A 15,767-nucleotide genomic window follows, 5' to 3' on the forward strand; every position below is an offset into this window, starting at 1 on the left:
CTCACTTCGCCACCTCCCGCGATGCCTGCGCCGTCCGCGAAGCCTGCCAGCGGTACCCGCGCGGCGTCACCATGCGCCCCGCGATGTCCCGGGTGGCGGTGTTGCCCACGGTCACGACCGTCATCATGTCGACCGTCGCGGGATCGAGCGCGGCCAGGGTGGTGAGCCGGCTGGACTCGTCGGGCCGTGAGGCGTTCCGTACGACACCGACCGGCGTCCCCGGCTCCCGGTGCTCGGCGAGGATCGCGAGGGCCTTCGGGAGCTGCCAGTCGCGGCCCCGGCTGCGGGGGTTGTAGAACGTCACCACGATGTCCGCCTCGGCCGCCGCCCGCACCCGCCGCTCGATGACCTCCCACGGCGTGTGCAGATCGGAGAGGCTGATCGAGACGTGGTCGTGGCCGAGCGGCGCCCCGAGGATCGCGGCGGCGGCCAACGCGGCGGTCACGCCCGGGACTCCGACCACGTCGATGTCGTCGGACGCCTCCGCGAGCGCGGGCGAGGCCATCGCGTACACCCCGGCGTCCCCGCTGCCGATCAGCGCGACCGCCTGCCCCTTGCGCGCCTCGGCGACGGCGGTGCGGGCCCGCTCCTCCTCGGCGCCGAGCCCCGACTCCAGGACCACGGTCCCGGGCCGCAGCAGATCCCGGATCTGGTCGACGTACTGGTCGAGCCCCACCAGCACGGCGGCGCGCCGGAGTTCGGCCTTCGCGCGCGGGGTGACCAGATCCCGGGCGCCGGGCCCGAGCCCGACCACCGCGAGCCGTCCGCGCGCGACCCGTCGTACCACGGCACAGGTCGCCATGGCCGGCTGTCCGTCCGCACGCTCCGACTTCCGCTTGGGGACGAGGAGTTCACCCCCGTCCACGAGCGCGGCGGCCTCCGCCACGGACGGCGTGCCCACGGCGGCCAGGGGCGCGCCCGAGGGGTTGGGCACGTCCACGGCGGCCAGCTCCTCGGCGGAGTACGTCACCAGCGGCACCCCCAGACGGCGGGCCGCCTCCACGATGCCGGGCTCTCCCGACTTGGCGTCCACGGTGGCGAGTCGGGCGAGGGAGGCGAGGGACAGCCCCGCGTCACGCACCGCGCTCTCGACGAGCCCGAGCACCTCGTCCACCGGCGCCCCCTTGGAGGCGCCGACCCCGACGACCAGGGACGGCGGTCGCAGCACGACCTCCCGTGCGGCGGGCTCGACGGCGCGGTCGGTGACCCGGATGACGTACGCGCCGCCCTGCTCCGAGACCCGCAGCGGCGGCAGCGGCCACGCCGTCTCGGCCTCCAGGGCGACCGGTTCGCCGTCGAGCAGCGCGCGCGAGACGCCGGCGAGGTCGCCCTCCACGGGGAACCCGAGCGTGTCGAGGCCGGGCATACCCACCGCGTCGGTCGCCGTCGTCACCACCGGCTGCGCGGCGAGCAACTCGCCCACCTCCACGGCGAGTTCGTTGGCGCCGCCGCCGTGCCCGCCGACCAGCGACACGGCGAACCGGCCGCCCTCGTCGACGCACACGACCCCCGGGTCGGTCCGCTTGTCGCCCAGCAGCGGGGCGATCAGCCGTACGACGGCTCCGGTGGCGAGGAAGCACACGAGCTGCTCGCACTCCGCGAACGCGGTCCGGACGGCGTCCGCCACGGGACCCTCGTAGACGCGGGTATGGTCCGGCCACGCGGCGGCCAGCCGGTCCCGCGCACCCGCGCCCGCCGCGGTGGCGGAGATGAGGCCGATCACAGAGCAACTCCTTCTGGAGACAAGGGGGTCCGGTCCTGGATTCGGTCCTGAATTCGGTCGTGGACTCGGTCCTGGATGCGGTCCGGGGTTCGGATTCCCCACAGCAGAAAAACGGGATTGGCCGCCGCGAGCCGGGTCACGTCACCCGGCAGCGGCGCGAGCCGGGACGACTGCAACAGCACCCCGTCGACCGCGAGTCCGGCCGCCGAGAGGGCCTCCCGTACGGCAGGCACCCGGTCGAGCGCGGCCAGCGCGACGACCACGGTCCGCCGGGCCCGCCGCGCGCACACGGTGACGATGGCGGGCAGTTCGCGCCCGCCCCCGCCGACGAACACGGCGTCGGGATCGTCGAGATCGGACAGCACGGCCGGTGCCGCCCCGTGCACGGTGTGCACCTCGACGCCGTGCGCCTCGGCGTTGGCGTTGATCCGCTCGACACCGTCCCGGGTCTTCTCCACGGCGGTGACGGCGGCGCCGAGCCGCGCGCACTCGACGGCCACGGACCCGGAGCCCGAACCGACGTCCCAGACCAGCTCGCCGAGCCGCGGCCCGAGCCGGGCCAGCGCCAGCGCCCGCACCTCGAACTTGGTGATCATCGAGTCCCGGTGCTCGAACTCCCGCTCGTCCAGCGCCCATTGGGCCGGTCCGACCGCGGCCCCGGCGACCGTCCGCACGGCACCCGGCACCCGCGACTCGTCCAGACTCAGGACGACACTCACGGCCGTACCCCAGTCCCGGGCGGCGGCCTCGGCGGGCGTGACCCGTTCGACCCGCTCCGCACCGGAACCGAGTGCGGAGGCGACGACGAGGACGCGTCCGGCGGTCCAGTGGGTGAGCGCGGCGCCCAGTTCGGCGGGCCCGGCGCCCGGCCCGGTCAGCACGGCGACCTTGGGGTGCGCACGGCACGCGTTGACGGCCGTACGCAGATCACGGCCGTGCGCGCTGACCACGACCGCGTCGTCCCAGGTCAGCCCGAGCCGGGCGAAGGCGGTGGCCACCGAGGAAACACCGGGGCGTACGTCGAGGACGTCGCCGGAGAACCGTTCCGCCAAGGCCCGGACGATCCCGAAGAACCCGGGGTCCCCCGAGGCCAGCACGACGACCGGCTCGCCCTTCCCGACGTAGGCCTCGATGGTGTCGAGCGCGGGCGCGAGCGGGCCGAGGACGAGCTGCTCGGCATCCTCGGGGACCGTGACGGCGGCCAGATGGCGCCGGCCGCCGACGACGAGCCGGGCGCCGGCGAGCACGTCGTCCGCGAGGGGCGCCCCGGTCCCCGTCCCGACGACCGTGATCATGTGCTCGCACCCCGCGAGCGCAGGGCCCTGCGGGCCTCCGGGTCGGCCTTGCGATAGCCGTGGAAGTGGCCCGGGTGGTAGAGGTGCGAGCGGGTGCCGTGGGCGTCGAGGGCCGGGCCGACCAGGAAGAGCGTGTGCTTCCAGAGCTTGTGCTCCTTGACCGTCTCCTCCAGCGTGCCGACCGTGCACTTCACGATCAGCTCCTCCGGCCAGGTCGCCTGGTACGCGACGACGACCGGGGTGTCCGTCGGGTAGCCGCCCTCCAGCAGCTCCCGTACCAACTGCCCGCTGCGGGCGGCCGACAGGAAGATCGCCATGGTCGTGCCGTGGCGCGCGAACTCGCGTACCTCCTCGCCGGGCGGCATCGGCGTCTTGCCGCCGCCGAGCCGGGTGAGGACGACCGACTGCGCGACCTCGGGGATCGTCAGCTCGCGCCGCGCGAGCGCGGCGACGGCGGAGAACGCGGAGACTCCGGGGACGATCTCGGTCGCGATCCCGATCGCGGCACACCGGTCGACCTGCTCCTGCGTACCGCCCCAGAGGGCCGGATCACCGGAGTGGATACGCGCGACGCGCAGTCCTTCGGCGCGGGCTCGCTCGTAGACGGCGACGACGTCCTCCAGGGACATCGTGGCGGAGTCCAGGATCTCGGCGCCCTCGCGCGCGTGGTCGAGGACCTCGGCCTGCACCAGGCTGGCCGCCCAGATCACGACGTCGGCCTCGGCGATGGCGCGCGCGGCACGGAAGGTGAGCAGATCGGCGGCGCCGGGGCCGGCACCGACAAAGGTCACCTTGCCGGCGGGGGTATCGGCATCGGCCATGGGGCTGGGTCCTCTCAGGCGGAACGGAAGAAAGGCGGGAAGGGTGGGGAACGTCAATGCGAGGGGGGCTGAAGTGGGCCAGGATGTGCGCGAACAGGGGTTGATCGGATAGCAAGGGAACTATGGCGGTCTTCGTCGCGCTCGGCGCGTTCCTGATGACGCTGGCCGGCGGCTGGACGGCACAGCGCGTGACCGACCGCCGCCATCTCGTCCTGGGCCTGGCCGGCGGCCTGATGCTGGGCGTGGTCGGCCTCGACCTGCTGCCGGAGGCGCTGCACGCGGCGGGCCGCGAGGTCTTCGGCGTACCGGCCGCCCTGCTGCTCTTCGTGGCCGGCTTCCTCGTGGCCCATCTGGTCGAACGCCTGCTCGCCGCCCGCCAGGCCTCGCACGGCGCGGAGGAGACCGTTTACAGTGCTCCGCCTCCGGGCGCTCGATCGCACGACACCGACGCGCCCGAGAGGCTCCGCGACGCCCGCGCGCCCGAGGTGGGCCTCACGGCGGCCTCCGCGATGGTCGGGCACAGCTTCATGGACGGGGTCGCGATCGGCGCCGCGTTCCAGGTGGGCGGCGGCATGGGCACGGCGGTCGCGCTCGCGGTCGTCGCCCACGACTTCGCGGACGGCTTCAACACGTACACGATCACGAGTCTGTACGGCAACGCCCGCCGCAAGGCGATCGCGATGCTGGTCGCGGACGCGGCGGCCCCCGTGGCCGGTGCCGTGTCGACGGCCTTCCTCACCATCCCGGAGGCCCTGCTCGGCGGCTATCTCGGCTTCTTCGGCGGGGTGCTCCTCTACCTCGCCGCGGCCGAGATCCTCCCCGAGGCGCACCACGAACACCCCGCACCCGCGACCCTGCTGTGCACGGTCGCGGGAGCGGCGTTCATCTGGCTGGTGGTCGGCCTCGCGGCGGCCTGAGCCACGACCGCTCACAGCTTCCCGCCCCGCCCGCCCTCGCGCCGCGCGGGCGCGATGAGCGTCGACAGATAGGGCAACGGCTCCCCGTCCAGTTCCGCGGCGGGCCGTATCGACTCCCCGGGCAGCCCGAGCGCCGACCCCCACACCGCGTCCCCGATCCGCCCGGTCTCCCGCAGCGCCTCGGCGACCTCGGCGGCCTGCCGCCCGAACTTGTACGCCACGACCGTCCCCGGCCCCGCCAGCGCGTCCTTCAGCACACCCGACCCGGCGGTCACCGGCACCAGCGTCAACGGCTCGGTCCCCTCGGTGAGCACGGCCCCCGAGCGGGCCGCGAGATCCTGCATGGCGGTGATCCCGGGCACGGTCTCGACGACGACCCCCGGCACCAACTCCCTGATGGTCAGGGCGAGATAGGTGAAGGTGGAGTAGACGTTCGGGTCCCCGATGGTGGCGAACGCGACGACACCGTTCGTCCCGAGCAGCTCGGCGACCTTGGCCCCCGCGGCATCCCAGGCGGCCTCACGACGGGCACGGTCGGTCCGCTCGTTGAGCGCGAACACCACCCGCAGCACCTTCGCCTCGGGCACGTAGTGCAGAACGGTGGCCTCGGCCCGCCCCCGCTCCCCGGTGTCCATGACGGGCACGACGATCACGTCGGCTTCCCGCAGAGCGTTGACGCCCTTGACGGTCACCAGCTCCGGATCGCCGGGACCCACCCCGACTCCGATCAACCTGCTGCTGCTCATGACGTCCGGCACCTCTCCACGAACCGACGGGCCACACCGGGCTCGGCCGCCCAGTGCGTGTGCAGATAACTCGCGTGCACACCCTGTTGTACGAAACCTTCGACCCGCCGCTCAGGGGCGCGAACCCCCCAGGCGGGCGCCGCCCCCGAGCCGGGCTCCACGACGGTCCGATGGAACTCGTGCCCCCGCATCCGCGTCCCCGCCACGGCCAGCACACTGTCGCTCAACGCGACGGCGTCCCGGTACCCCAAGGTCAGCCGCCCGCTCATCGCGCCGGCCGCGTCCAGCACCCCGCACATCGGCATCCCGTCCAACTCCCGGCACAGGTACAGCAGTCCGGCACATTCGGCGGCGACGGGGGCGCCACTCCGCGCGAGAGCGGCCACGGCTTTGCGCAAGGGCTCGTTCGCGGACAACTCAGCGGCGTACACCTCGGGGAACCCGCCCCCGATCACCAACCCCCGTGTCCCGTCCGGCAGTTCCTCGTCCCGCAACGGATCGAACACGACGACCTCGGCACCGGCGGCGGCGAGCAGCTCGGTGTGTTCGGCGTAGGAGAAGGTGAAGGCGGGGCCTCCGGCGACGGCCACGGTGACGTTCGAGCCGGGCCGGGCATCTTCAGCCCGTCCGGCGTTCGAGGACGAGGTCAGGGCCTCATCCGCATCCCACCCCGCACACGACAGCGCACCGGCACTACGCGCCAGCGCCACCAATCCCTCAAGATCACACCCGGCGGCCACCTGCGCCCCCATCGCCGCGACAGCCTCCACCGCCGCGGCCCGCCGCTCGGCGACCGGTACCAACCCCAGGTGCCGAGAAGGCGTGTCCACCTGAGGAACCCGCCGCAGCACACCGAGCACCGGCACCCCGGCCGAGTCCAACGCCTCGCGCAGCAACGCCTCATGGCGGTCCGAAGCCACCTTGTTGAGGATCACCCCAGCGACCCGGACCTCCGGGTCCCAGGAAGCGAAGCCGTGCACCAACGCGGCCACGGACCGGGACTGCGAGGACGCGTCGACGACGAGAACCACCGGCGCCCGCAGCAACTTCGCCACATGCGCGGTGGATGCCAACTCCCCTTCCCCGGCAGCCCCGTCGTACATTCCCATCACACCCTCGACCACCGCGAGATCACACCCACGGGCCCCGTGCGCGAACAGCGGAGCCACCAACTCCGGCCCGCACAGATACGCGTCGAGGTTCCGCCCCACCCGCCCGGTGGCGAGCGTGTGATACCCGGGATCGATGTAGTCGGGCCCGACCTTGTGCGGAGACACGGCAAGCCCCCGCGAGGCGAACGCGGCCATCAGCCCCGTGGCGACGGTGGTCTTGCCGCTGCCGGAGGACGGCGCGGCGATGACCAACCGGGGAACGGACAAGGACGACGGGGACGACGAGGACGAGGGGGACAGGGGGGAAGAGGACGTCACGGCAGCTTCACCACTCGATACCCCGCTGACCCTTCTGCCCGGCGTCCATGGGGTGCTTGACCTTGGACATGTCGGTGACGAGGTCGGCGTACTCGACGAGCTTCTCGGGCGCGTTCCGCCCGGTGATGACGACATGCTGGGTGCCCGGCCTGTCCCGCAGCACGGAGACCACCTCGTCGACGTCGACCCACCCCCAGTGCATGGGATAGGCGAACTCGTCCAGCACGTAGAGCCGGTAGGTCTCGGCGGCGAGATCCCGCTTGACCTGCTCCCAGCCCTCGCGAGCCTTCTCCTCGTTGTCCATCTGGGAGTCGCGCTGCACCCACGACCACCCCTCGCCCATCTTGTGCCAGTCGACGGACCCGCCCTCACCGGAGGCCCCCAGCACCCGGAGCGCGTTCTCCTCGCCGACCTTCCACTTCGCCGACTTGACGAACTGGAACACCCCGATGGGCCACCCCTGATTCCAGGCCCGCAACGCGAGCCCGAAGGCAGCGGTGGACTTGCCCTTCCCCACTCCCGTGTGCACGACGACCAGCGGCCGATTACGACGCTGACGCGTCGTCAGACCGTCATCCGGTACGACACTGGGCTGACCCTGCGGCACTACGCGGCCCTCCTCGAACTCGAACCCGAACGCCCTTGATTCCCCTGCACATCCCGGACCAGCCCGGCGATCGAGTCGGCCCGCAGCTCGTCCAGCGTCACCGCCGTACCCTCCAGTTCACCGGCCAACTGCCCGGCCAGGCCCAGCCGTACGGGCCCCGACTCGCAGTCCACGACCACGGAGGCGATCCCGTCGGCGGCGAACAGCCGTGCCGCCCGCCCGGCGAGCGCGACCGGCTCGGGGCCGCCGGTGGCCCGCCCGTCGGTCACCAGGACGACCAGCGCCCGCCGCGCCGGATCCCGCAACCGCTCCACCCGCAGCACGTCATGCGCCTTGAGCAGCCCGGCCGCGAGCGGCGTCCGCCCACCCGTCGGCAACGACTCCAGCCGTACGGCGGCGGCGTCCACGGACGAGGTCGGCGGCAGAGCCACGTCCGCGGCGGACCCCCGGAAGGTCACCAGCCCCACCTTGTCCCGCCGTTGGTACGCGTCCAGCAGCAGCGACAGCACGGCACCCTTCACCGCGCTCATCCGCTGCCGCGCCGCCATCGACCCGGAGGCGTCCACGACGAACAGCACGAGGTTGCCCTCGCGCCCCTCGCGTGTCGCCTGCCGCAGATCGTCCCGGCGCACGACCAGGCCGCGCCCGGCCCGTCCGCGCGCCAGCTGGTGCGGCGCCGCGGCCTGGATGGTCGCCGCCAAGTGCAGCTTGGTGAGCGCCCCCCGGGGCCGCTTGGCCCCGGTGGTCCGCCCGTGCTCGGTCCGCGCGCGCGAGCGCCGGCCGGCCGCGCCCTCGCCGATCCCGGGCACGCTCAGCGCCTTGGTGCGAAAGGGCTCGGAGGCGCGTACGGGCTGCTGCTCACCGGAACCGGAAGGCTGCGGCTCCCCGCCCTCACCGGCCTCGGGCCGCGCGCCCGTGTCATCACCCTGAGGTCCGTCGGAGTCCGGCTCGGGCGGCTGCTGCCCGCCACCGCCGGGACCATCGGGACCGCCGTCCGGATCCGGATCGTCGTCCTCGGGCTCCGGCTCCGCGAACTCCTCCAGCGTCTCGTCGAGCTTGTTCTCGTCAAGTCCCGGCGCGTCGAAGGGATTCCGCCGCCGCCGGTGCGGCAGCGCGAGCAGCGCGGCCTGCCGGACGTCCTCGGCGAGCACATCCGTCCGCCCGGCCCACGCGGCCAGCGCGGTCGCCGTACGGGCCATCACGATGTCGGCGCGCATCCCGTCGACCTCGAAGGCGGCACAGGTCGCCGCGATCTGCCGCAGCGCCCCGTCGCCCAGCCGCACGGACGGCAGCAGCGCACGCGCGGCGACGATCCGCGCCCGCACGGCGGACTCCTCGTCCGCCCAGCGGGTCGCGAAACCCTCCGGATCGTCGTCGTAGGCCAGCCTGCGCCGTACGACCTCGACCCGCTGGTCGGGTTCGCGGGAGGCGGCGACCTCCACGGTCAGGCCGAAGCGGTCGAGCAACTGCGGGCGCAGTTCGCCCTCTTCGGGGTTCATGGTGCCGACGAGCAGGAAGCGGGCGGCGTGCCGGACGGAGACGCCTTCGCGTTCGACGTACGACGCGCCCATCGCCGCCGCGTCCAGCAGCAGGTCGACGAGGTGGTCGTGGAGGAGGTTGACCTCGTCGACGTAGAGGATGCCCCGGTGCGCGTCGGCCAGCAGGCCCGGCTCGAAGGCCTTGACGCCCTCGGCGAGGGCCCGCTCGATGTCCAGCGCGCCGACGAGCCGGTCCTCGGAGGCGCCGACCGGCAACTCGACCATGCGCGCCGGGCGTTGAGCCCCGGGCCCGGTCTCGTGCGGCCCGTCCGGGCACGCCGGGTCGGGCGCGGCGGGGTCGCAGGAGAAGCGGCAGCCGGGCACGACGGCGACCTCGGGCAGCAGCGCCGAAAGCGCGCGTACCGCCGTCGACTTGGCGGTGCCCTTCTCGCCGCGCACCAGCACACCGCCGACCGCCGGTGACACGGCGTTCAGCAGCAGCGCGAGCCGCAGATCGTCCTGGCCGACAACAGCCGTGAACGGAAAGGGAGTTGTCACTTGTCGTCGCCCTCCAGGTCGCCTTCGAGCTCCAGGTAGGTGGCCCGCAGTCGTTCCAGCGTGTCCGCGTCCGGCTCGGCCCACAGTCCGCGCTCGGCCGCTTCGAGCAGCCGCTCGGTGATGCCGCGCAGCGCCCACGGGTTGGACTTCTTCATGAAGTCCTGGTTCTCCGGGTCGAAGACGTACTCCGCGCTGAGCTTCTCGTACATCCAGTCGTCGACGACCCCGGCCGTCGCGTCGTACCCGAAGAGGTAGTCGACGGTCGCCGCCATCTCGAAGGCGCCCTTGTAGCCGTGGCGCCGCATCGCCGCCATCCAGCGGGGGTTGACGACCCGCGCGCGGAAGACGCGGTGGGTCTCCTCGCCCAGCGTGCGGGTCTTGACCTGGTCGGGGGTGGCCGAGTCGCCGACGTACGCCTCGGGGGAGGCGCCGGTCAGATGGCGGACCATGGCGACCATGCCGCCGTGGTACTGGAAGTAGTCGTCGGCGTCCACGAGATCGTGCTCGCGGGTGTCGACGTTCTTGGCCGCCACGGCAATGCGCCGGAACGCGGTCTCCATGTCCCCGCGGGCCTGCCGCCCGTCGAGCCCGCGCCCGTACGCGTAACCGCCCCACACCGCGTACACCTCGGCGAGGTCCGCGTCGCTGCGCCAGTTGCGGGCGTCGATCAGCGGCAGCAGCCCAGCGCCGTACGCACCCGGCTTGGAGCCGAAGATACGGGCCGTGGCGCGGCGGCGGTCGCCGTGCTCGGCGGTGTCCTCGTCGGCGTGCTTGCGGACGTAGTTGGACTCCGGCGGCTCCTCCAGCTCGGCCACCGCGCGGACCGCGTCGTCGATCAGCCCGACGACGTGCGGGAACGCGTCCCGGAAGAAGCCGGAGATCCGCACGGTGACATCGATGCGCGGGCGGCCCAGCTCCGTCACGGGCACGATCTCGAAGCCGGTGACCCGGCGCGAGGCGTCGTCCCAGACGGGACGGCAGCCCAGCAGCGCGAGGATCTCGGCGATGTCGTCGCCCTGGGTGCGCATCGCGGACGTGCCCCACACCGTGAGGCCGACCGACGTCGGGAACTCGCCGGTGTCCTGGAGGTAGCGCTGCACGAGGGAGTCGGCCAGGGACTGCCCGACCTCCCAACTCAGCCTGGACGGGATGGCCTTGGGGTCGACGGAGTAGAAGTTCCGTCCGGTCGGCAGCACGTTGACCAGGCCGCGGGTCGGGGAACCCGAGGGGCCCGCCGGGACGTAACCGCCGTTCAGGGCGAGGAGGATGTGGTCGATCTCGTCGGTGGTGCGGGCGAGCCGGGGCACGACCTCGACGCAGGCGAACTCCAACACCGCCACGGCGTCCGGGAGTTCGGCGCCGATCACCTCGCGGACGAGGGCCGGTACGGTCGTGACCTCCCACTCCTGGGACTCCATGCCCTCGGCGAACCGGCGGCACAGCCGCTCCAGCAGGTCGATCGCGTCGGCGGCGGACCGGGCGGGCCCGTCGACCAGCTCGGTCAGCTCCACCGGCACCTTCACCGGGGCGCCCGGCTCGGCCAGCAACTCCTTCTCCACCAGGCCGAAGTGCTCCGCCAGCGCGGCCCGCAGCCCCGGCAGCGCGTTGGCCTGCCCGCCCCACACCTGCGAGGCGCGCAGCACGGCCAGCACGAGGTTCACCCGCGCCTCGCCGACCGGGCCGCCGCCGAGGATGTGCAGCCCGTCGCGGATCTGCACGTCCTTGATCTCGCACAGATAGCCGTCGATGTGCATCACGAACTCGTCGAACGCCGCGTCGTCCGGCTGGTCGTCGACATGCAGGTCGTGGTGGAGCTCGGCCGCCTTCACCAGCGTCCAGATCTGCGCCCTGACGGCCGGTGCCTTCGTCGGGTCCAGATCGGACACCAGGGCGTACTCGTCGAGGAGTTGCTCCAGCTTGGCCAGGTCGCCGTAGGTGTCGGCACGCGCCATCGGCGGCACGAGGTGGTCGACGACCGTCGCGTGACCTCGCCGCTTGGCCTGTGTGCCCTCGCCGGGGTCGTTCACGATGAACGGGTAGATCAGGGGGAGTTCACCCAGCACGGCGTCCGGCGCGCAGCCGCCGCTGAGCCCGAGTCCCTTGCCCGGCAGCCATTCCATGGTGCCGTGCTTGCCCATGTGGACGACCGCGTCCGCGCCGAAGCTGTTGTCCAGCCACCGGTAGGCGGCCATGTAGTGGTGCGACGGCGGCATGTCGGGGTCGTGGTAGATCGCGATCGGGTTCTCCCCGAAGCCGCGCGGCGGCTGGATCATCACGACGACGTTCCCGAACTGAAGGGACGCGAGCACGATGTCGTCGCCGTCGACGTAGAGGCTGCCGGGCGGCTCGCCCCACGCGTCCACCATGCCCTGCCTGAGTTCCGGTTCGAGCCTGTCGAACCACGCCTGGTAGTCGGCGAGCGGCACCCGCGCGGGCGCGGCGGCCAGCTGTTCCTCGGTGAGCCATTCGACGTCGTGGCCACCGGCGTTGATGAGCCGGTGGATCAACTCGTCGCCGTTGTCCGGGTGTTGGTCGACCCCGTATCCGGCGTCCCGCAGCGCGTCCAGTACCCGCACCGCCGAGGCGGGCGTGTCCAGACCGACCGCGTTGCCGACGCGCGAGTGCTTCGTCGGGTAGGCGGTGAACACGAGCGCGAGCTTCTTCTCGGCGTTCGGCTTGTGCTTCAACCGCGCGTGCCGTACGGCGATTCCGGCGACCCGCGCGGCCCGCTCGGGGTCGGCGACGTAGACCGGGACGTCGTCCGGGCCCTGCTCCTTGAAGGAGAACGGAACGGTGATCAGGCGGCCGTCGAACTCCGGGATTGCCACCTGCATCGCCGCGTCCATGGGGGAGAGGGCGGCATCCGACGCGTCCCAGGCCGCCCTGGACGACGTGAGGCAAAGCCCTTGCAGCACCGGGATGTTGAGGTCGGCGAGGGCGCCGATGTCCCAGGCCTCCTCGTCGCCGCCGGCCGAGGCCTGCGAGGCGTGGGTGCCGCCGGAGGCGAGGACGGTCGCGATCAGGGCGTCCGCCGTGCCGAGGATCTCGTACAGGCCGGAGTCGGCGCCGCGCAGCGAACCGCAGTACACGGCAAGGGCGTTGGCGCCCTTCGCCTCGATCTGCTCGCAGAGGGTGTCCACGAAGGCGGTGTTGCCGGAGAGGTGGTGCGCGCGGTAGAAGAGCACGCCGACCGTGGGGCGGCCCTCGACGAAGGCGCGCTCGCCGTGGACGCCGAACTCGGCCGTCTTCCGCGGCTCCTCGAAGCCCTCGCCGGTGAGCAGCACCGTGTCCGAGAGGAACCGGGCGAGTTCGGTGAGGTTGTCGGGGCCGCCCTCGACGAGATAGCGCAGCGCCTCGGCGACCACACCGGCCGGTACCGACGACTCGGCCATCAACTCCGCGTCGGGGACGGACTCCCCGCCCAGCAGCACGGTCGGGATGCCGGAGGCCTTGAGCGCGGCGAGCCCGTCCTCCCAGGCCCGCTTGCCGCCGAGCAGGCGTACGACGGCGATGTCCGCACCGGAGATCAGGGCGGGGAGTTCCTCCGCCGCGTCCACCCGGGACGGGTTGCCGATCCGGTACGCGGCGCCGGAGGCGCGGGCCGCCAGCAGATCCGTGTCGGCGGTCGACAACAACAACACTGTGCTCATGCGGGCGCTCCCGGTGGAATGAAAGGCAGTCCTTGCGGCGCGCCGGACTCGATGAGTCGCCAGAGCGCGTCCGTGTCCGCGTGCTGTTCGATGAGGTCGCCGAGCCGGTCGAGCTGCTCCTCGCGCAGCGCGGCGAAGGAGGTGCCGGGCGCCGGCACGAACCGGCGGCCCGCGGCGGCGGCCACCTCGCGCAGGAACGCCCGCCGGAACCCGTCCGACTCCAGCGAGCCGTGCCAGTGGGTGCCCCAGGTCTGACCGACCCGGCACCCGTCCAGGAAGGCGTCCCCGCCCATGAGCCCGGCCACCCCGTGATGGATCTCGTACCCCTCGACCGGCTCGCCGAGGGCTTCGCCCCCGGGTCGGGCGAGGGTCTTCTCGCGCGCGAACCGCACACGCACCGGCAGGAGTCCGAGTCCGTCGACCGAGCCCCGCCGGCTCTCGACCTCGTCGTCGATGTGCTCGCCGAGGATCTGGAAGCCGCCGCAGATGCCGAGGATCGGCCGCCGCTCGGCGGCCCGGCGGACGAGGGCGTCCCCAAGTCCCCGCTCCCGCAGCCACTCCAGCGCCTTCACCGTGCCCCGGGTCCCCGGGATCACGACGAGATCGGCGTCGGCCAGCTCCTCCGGCCGGTCCACGAACCGCACCACGACACCCGGTTCGGCGGCCAGCGCGTCCACGTCGGTGAAGTTGGACATGAGGGGGATCGCGCAGACGGCGACCCGCAGCACGTCCTCGCCGACCGGCGGCGCGGTGTTCGACTCGCGCACGGTGCCGCGCAGCGAGATCCTCAGCCCGTCCTCCTCGTCGATCCCGAGCCCGTGCCGGAACGGCAGCACGCCGTACGTCCGCCGCCCCGTGAGGCCGAGCAGCATCTCCAACCCCGGCTCCAGGAGCGACACATCACCCCGGAACTTGTTGACGAGGAACCCGGCGACGAACGCCTGGTCCTCGGGGCTCAGCAGCGCGACGGTCCCGAAGAAGGAGGCGAAGACGCCCCCGCGGTCGATGTCGCCGACGACGAGCACGGGCAGCTTCGCACGGCGCGCGACGCCCATGTTCACGATGTCGGTCCGCCGCAGATTGATCTCCGCCGGCGACCCGGCCCCCTCACAGATCACCGCGTCATACGTGCCCCGCAACTCGGCGAGACAGTCCAACACCGTGCCGAGCAGCGCCTCTTGACGCCCGCCGTGATAGCCGCGCGCACTCATCTCGCCAACCGGCCTGCCCATGAGCACCACTTGGCTGCTGCGGTCGCCGCCGGGCTTGAGGAGTACGGGGTTCATCAGCGCGGTCGGCTCGATCCGGCACGCCTGCGCCTGCATGGCCTGCGCCCGCCCGATCTCGGCACCCTCGCGCGTCACGAACGAGTTCAGGGACATGTTCTGCGCCTTGAACGGCGCGACCCTCACCCCCTGCCGCACCAGCCACCGGCAGATCCCGGCGGTGACGACACTCTTGCCCGCGTCGGAGGTGGTCCCGGCGACCAGCAGTCCGCCGCCGCTCATGAGGCACGTCCCTTCAGCGACAGCCGTCCGGCGACAGTGACCCCGAGCGCGAGCAGACCGACGCGCCGGGACAGCCGTACGGCACGCGCGATGTCCGGTACGGCGACGGGGCGTCCGTCGCCGTTGAGCACGGGCCGGTGCTCGACCCGACCGCCGTAGGAGAGGGTGCCGCCCAGCCGTACGCCGAGGGCGCCCGCGAAAGAGGCCTCCACAGGACCGGCGTTGGGGCTCGGGTGCTTGGAGGCGTCGGCGCGCCAGGCGCGGGCGGCACCGCGCGGGTCGCCGCCCGCGACGGTGGCGAGGGCGGCGGTGAGACGGGCGCCCGGCCAGCCGGCCACGTCGTCGAGACGGGCCGAGGCCCAGCCGTAGCGGCGGTATCTGGGCGACTTGTGGCCGACCATCGCGTCCAGCGTGTTCACGGCGCGGAAGCCGAGCAGGCCCGGGACGCCCGCGATGCCGCCCCAGACCAGGGCGCCGACGACCGCGTCGGAGGTGTTCTCGGCGACGGACTCGACGACGGCCCGGGCGATCCCGTCCGCGTCGAGGGCCTGCGGGTCCCGTCCGCAGAGGTGGGGGAGCCGCGCCCGGGCCGCCTCGATGTCCCCGGCCTCCAGCGCCCGCCCGACGGCCCCGGCCTCGCGCGCGAGGGAGGTCCCGCCGACGACGGCCCAGGTGGCGGCGGCGGTGAGCGCGACAGAAGCCGCACGGGAAGGTCGTAGGGCCGAAGTGGCCGCGGTGGCGAGGGCGATGGCGCCCCCCGCGCACACGGCGGTGTGCAGGGCGCCCCAGCCTCGGTGGTCGCGCCACAGCAGACGTTCCACGGCAGCCGCGGCACGGCCGAACGCGGCGACCGGATGCCCGCGGCGGGGATCGCCGAGCAGGTGGTCGCCGAGGAGGCCGGCGGCGGCGCCGTACGCGAAGACGCGATCGGCACGCATCGGCTCAGCCGATCGCCGGGTCGGACTCTGTGCTGGTGGTGGACCTCGAACGGCAGCCGAGCATGGCGATATGTCCTCACTCAGGGTGTCCACGCC

Annotated in this window: 11 protein-coding genes; 1 reads left to right on the forward strand and 10 read right to left on the reverse strand. The window is 73.1% G+C overall.

The annotated features are described in order from the left end of the window. Nucleotide 1: 1 nt before the first annotated feature. Genes cobJ through cobM form a run of 3 tightly spaced genes read right to left on the reverse strand, consistent with a single transcriptional unit; the run spans nucleotide 2 to nucleotide 3,839 of the window. Nucleotides 2-1,723: a precorrin-3B C(17)-methyltransferase gene (gene cobJ, locus ACIRB1_RS11195; RefSeq protein WP_403465323.1), complete on the reverse strand. Its 1,722-nt coding sequence runs from the start codon at nucleotides 1,721-1,723 to the stop codon at nucleotides 2-4. Next, nucleotides 1,720-3,018, reverse strand: coding sequence for a precorrin-6y C5,15-methyltransferase (decarboxylating) subunit CbiE (gene cbiE, locus ACIRB1_RS11200; protein ID WP_403465324.1), 1,299 nt, complete (start codon nucleotides 3,016-3,018; stop codon nucleotides 1,720-1,722). Before cbiE ends, cobJ begins: the two co-directional genes overlap by 4 nt. Further along, nucleotides 3,015-3,839 carry a precorrin-4 C(11)-methyltransferase gene (gene cobM, locus ACIRB1_RS11205; RefSeq protein WP_352184553.1) on the reverse strand — a complete coding sequence of 275 codons (825 nt, stop codon included), beginning with the start codon at nucleotides 3,837-3,839 and terminating at the stop codon, nucleotides 3,015-3,017. The genes cbiE and cobM overlap by 4 nt, the downstream gene beginning before the upstream one ends. A gap of 122 nt (nucleotides 3,840-3,961) precedes the next feature. On the opposite strand from cobM, the gene ACIRB1_RS11210 reads away from it, so the two are divergent. Continuing rightward, nucleotides 3,962-4,756, forward strand: a complete 795-nt coding sequence (locus tag ACIRB1_RS11210; protein ID WP_352184552.1) for a ZIP family metal transporter — start codon at nucleotides 3,962-3,964, stop codon at nucleotides 4,754-4,756. A gap of 11 nt (nucleotides 4,757-4,767) precedes the next feature. On the opposite strand, the gene cobI is transcribed toward ACIRB1_RS11210, so the two are convergent. The 7 genes from cobI to ACIRB1_RS11245 are packed head-to-tail and all read right to left on the reverse strand — an operon-like array spanning nucleotide 4,768 to nucleotide 15,671. After that, nucleotides 4,768-5,514: a precorrin-2 C(20)-methyltransferase gene (gene cobI / locus ACIRB1_RS11215; protein WP_352184551.1), complete on the reverse strand. Its 747-nt coding sequence runs from the start codon at nucleotides 5,512-5,514 to the stop codon at nucleotides 4,768-4,770. Beyond that, nucleotides 5,499-6,932 carry a cobyrinate a,c-diamide synthase gene (locus tag ACIRB1_RS11220; RefSeq protein WP_403465325.1) on the reverse strand — a complete coding sequence of 478 codons (1,434 nt, stop codon included), beginning with the start codon at nucleotides 6,930-6,932 and terminating at the stop codon, nucleotides 5,499-5,501. The genes cobI and ACIRB1_RS11220 overlap by 16 nt, the downstream gene beginning before the upstream one ends. A 7-nt stretch (nucleotides 6,933-6,939) precedes the next feature. Then, complete coding sequence (gene cobO / locus ACIRB1_RS11225) at nucleotides 6,940-7,539, reverse strand: cob(I)yrinic acid a,c-diamide adenosyltransferase (RefSeq protein ID WP_328832266.1); 600 nt, start codon at nucleotides 7,537-7,539, stop codon at nucleotides 6,940-6,942. Continuing rightward, complete coding sequence (locus ACIRB1_RS11230) at nucleotides 7,539-9,575, reverse strand: putative cobaltochelatase (RefSeq protein ID WP_352184550.1); 2,037 nt, start codon at nucleotides 9,573-9,575, stop codon at nucleotides 7,539-7,541. Before ACIRB1_RS11230 ends, cobO begins: the two co-directional genes overlap by 1 nt. Further along, a complete protein-coding gene (gene cobN, locus ACIRB1_RS11235; protein ID WP_403465326.1) occupies nucleotides 9,572-13,225 on the reverse strand; it encodes a cobaltochelatase subunit CobN in 3,654 nt (1,217 codons plus the stop codon). Before cobN ends, ACIRB1_RS11230 begins: the two co-directional genes overlap by 4 nt. Then, complete coding sequence (locus ACIRB1_RS11240; protein ID WP_403465327.1) at nucleotides 13,222-14,733, reverse strand: cobyric acid synthase; 1,512 nt, start codon at nucleotides 14,731-14,733, stop codon at nucleotides 13,222-13,224. The genes cobN and ACIRB1_RS11240 overlap by 4 nt, the downstream gene beginning before the upstream one ends. After that, the gene (locus ACIRB1_RS11245) at nucleotides 14,730-15,671 is read right to left on the reverse strand and encodes a cobalamin biosynthesis protein (protein ID WP_403465328.1); all 942 of its coding nucleotides are present in this window, start codon (nucleotides 15,669-15,671) and stop codon (nucleotides 14,730-14,732) included. The genes ACIRB1_RS11240 and ACIRB1_RS11245 overlap by 4 nt, the downstream gene beginning before the upstream one ends. Nucleotides 15,672-15,767 lie beyond the last annotated feature (96 nt).

The sequence above is a fragment of the Streptomyces sp. NPDC096013 genome, assembly GCF_044763565.1.
Classification (GTDB): Bacteria; Actinomycetota; Actinomycetes; order Streptomycetales; family Streptomycetaceae; genus Streptomyces.